This is a genomic window from Rhodococcus sp. P3_B8 (assembly GCF_056402775.1).
On the sequence record NZ_JBFUGT010000536.1, the window covers coordinates 1 to 2,630 of the forward strand.

Genomic DNA, 2,630 nt, shown 5'->3' on the forward strand with positions numbered 1-2,630 from the left:
GCGCAGCATCGGGCCGATTACCGCGAACCCGTCGCCGCCCCGGGAGAACGGCGTGGGCCCCGAGCCCTTGAGGTGTAGATCCACCCGCTGCCCATCACTGCTGGTCAGCTCGCCGAGCAGTAACGCCCGGCCATCGCCGAGGAGCGGTGCGTATCCGCCGAACTGATGGCCCGAATATGCCATCGCCACCGGCTTGGCCCCGGCCGGCGCCGTCGATCCGGACAGGACGCCGGCCCCGTCCTCGCTTCGCAGTGCCCGGACTTCCAACCGCAGCGACGCCGCGAGCTGCTCGTTGAGCACGAGCAACGTGGGGTCGGGCGCATGGGCACCCTGCCAGGGGACGGTCAGGGCGCCCAGCTCGTCGGCAAAGGTGCTTTCGAGGCCGGACACCGCTGTGTTCGTGCCCACCGTGGAATCCGGAATTGCAGTCATCCTGCGAGGGTAACCACCGCACGGACCGCCGCGCACCCGATGGCACCGGTGCCACCGCGAGTACGGCCTGGTGCGCACGCGCAAGGCAATGTGCGTTCAAGGGTTGGCTTGTGCGAGGACCGACGCGATGTTCGACGGAGAATAGACGTCTCGGATGGGCACCGACCCGCCGAGGATGCGCGTGCTGTGGATGGCCTCCGCGAGCAGGTCGGCGCTGAGGAACGCATCGGCGATGCCCATCCCGGTGGAGGGGTCCTTGTGGTGGCCGGCATCGCCGAGGAGTGCCCAGCCCGGTCCGACCGATGTTCGGTATTGATTGGGCAGGTCGGCGGTACCGACGAAACGATGTTCGCGGTGGCCGGAGGCGACCGTGTCACGCAGTCCTGGCCCCAGATCGAGGGCGGCGTGAAAGCTTCGGTCGAGGTCTGTGCGGCCGGTGTGCTCAGCGTCTGGGGCCGCACCGCCGGCACTCTCGCGATGCTCGCCACCAGCCTCGACCAGGTCTCCCACGACCGTTTCGTCCTCGGCTTGGGTGCACGCAGTCCGCAGCTCGTCGAAGGACTGCACGACCAATCGTTCACCGCGCCGGTGGCCAAGCTACGCGCGGTCACCGCACAGGTCCGTCGACTGCTCGACGGCGACCGGGTCCGCCCGACGGCGACCCGCGACCACCGGCCCCTGCGGCTGGGTGTCGCCGCGCGCACCGGCCTGCCGATCTACCTCGCCGGACTCGGCAACAAATCCATCCAACTCGCCGGCGAAGTGGCCGGCGGCTGGGTGCCCTTCCTAGCCACCCGGTCGTGGCTGCCCTGCGGAATCGACCTGCTCCCAGGAGGCGAGCGCCCGATCCGGCCGCACCACACGTTCCTCGGTGTGCCCGGCCGTCCCCACAGCCGTCGCGGCCGATCACGCAACCGCTCGTGAGATCGCGTCGTGGTGGGTCGCGTTCTACCCCACCAGCATGGGTTCGCTCTACCGCCGCTCGCTGAGCGAACGGGGATACCGCGAGCAGGTGGAGGCCGTGCTCGCCGGCAACCCGACCCACGACACCACCGACGTGCCGGCCCTTGTTCCGAGCTCGCCGTCTGGGGCACACCCGACACCGCTCACGACCAACTCCAGCACTGGTACACCGCAGCGCCGAGATGCCGATCCTCACACTCGCACCCCACCGCACCATCGCCGAACTCGACTACATGCTCGAAACCATGCGCCCACACGCCCGACATTCCGTCCTGCGGGGGGTGAACGCGCTTACGGGTACGGCGTCCGCGCGGCGAGCCCCCGTGCGGCCGCCGCGGCCCGCACTGCGTCGATCACCAGTTGCAGCGGCGGTCGGTGCGCTTCCGTCCCCCGATGGGCGATGGAAATGGTCCGCATGAGTGGTTCGGTGAGCGCGACGACGTCCATTCCCGGCGGGCGCAGCGTCAGTCCGAGATCGGAGACAAGGGTGACTCCCAGGCCCGCGGCAACCATCGCGAGTGCCGTCGCCTGCTCGCCGACCTCATGGTTGATCCTGGGTTCGAATCCGCAACGCTGACAGGCCAAGCGCACCGCGCGGCCGAAATGCGACGTGGGTCCCGCAAGGATCCAGGGGTGCTCGGCGAGATCCGCCAGCGCCATGGTTCTGGCGGAAACCGTTCCCGGAGGCAGCGCTGCGTGCAGTCGCTCCACCGCGATCACCACCCTGGTCAACTCCGGGTCCCACTGCATCGGGTAGTCGGAATAGTCGATCACGAAGGAGAAGTCCAGCGACCCGTCCCGTACCGCGACTGCGGTGTCCTCCGGCGCGAGCTCCCTCGTTCGCACCTCGATGCCGGGATGTTCGGCGGCCAGCAACGTCAGCGCACTCGGCACCAGGCTCGACGCGACGGACGCCCACACGCCGACGGTCAATCGGGCGGTGACCCCGTCCTGCGTTTGCTCGAGAGCGGTCGTCGCGCGCTCCACCGATCGAATGATCTCCTCGGCGTGCTCGGCGAGGAGCAGGCCGATCTCGGTGAGCTGCACCCGCCGACCGCGCCGCTCGAATAGCTTTGCGCCGACATCGCGTTCGAGCTGGGTGAGCTGTTGGGATACCGCGGATGTGGTGTAGTGCAAGGCCAGCGCCGCGGCAGTCACGGTGCCTCGGCGATGCAACTCCCGAAGCATCCGCAACCGGCGCAATGACAGCTCCATGCCGCCAGCCTATGCATCCA

4 protein-coding genes are annotated in these 2,630 nt (G+C 69.0%); 1 reads left to right on the forward strand and 3 read right to left on the reverse strand.

The window, feature by feature from the left end:
* Nucleotides 1–432: protein adenylyltransferase SelO family protein (locus AC1D1G_RS44170; RefSeq protein ID WP_477956822.1), on the reverse strand; the 432-nt coding region annotated here is incomplete at its 3' end.
* A gap of 96 nt (nt 433–528) precedes the next feature.
* Nucleotides 529–672: a hypothetical protein gene (locus AC1D1G_RS44175; RefSeq protein WP_477956823.1), complete on the reverse strand. Its 144-nt coding sequence runs from the start codon at nt 670–672 to the stop codon at nt 529–531.
* Between the two features lie 165 nt (nt 673–837).
* On the opposite strand from AC1D1G_RS44175, the gene AC1D1G_RS44180 reads away from it, so the two are divergent.
* Entirely contained in the window at nt 838–1,356 is a 519-nt protein-coding gene (locus AC1D1G_RS44180) for an LLM class flavin-dependent oxidoreductase (RefSeq protein WP_477956824.1), read from the forward strand.
* A gap of 330 nt (nt 1,357–1,686) precedes the next feature.
* Here AC1D1G_RS44180 and AC1D1G_RS44185 read toward each other — a convergent pair whose 3' ends face one another.
* Entirely contained in the window at nt 1,687–2,610 is a 924-nt protein-coding gene (locus AC1D1G_RS44185; protein ID WP_317568837.1) for a LysR family transcriptional regulator, read from the reverse strand.
* Nucleotides 2,611–2,630: the final 20 nt, after the last annotated feature.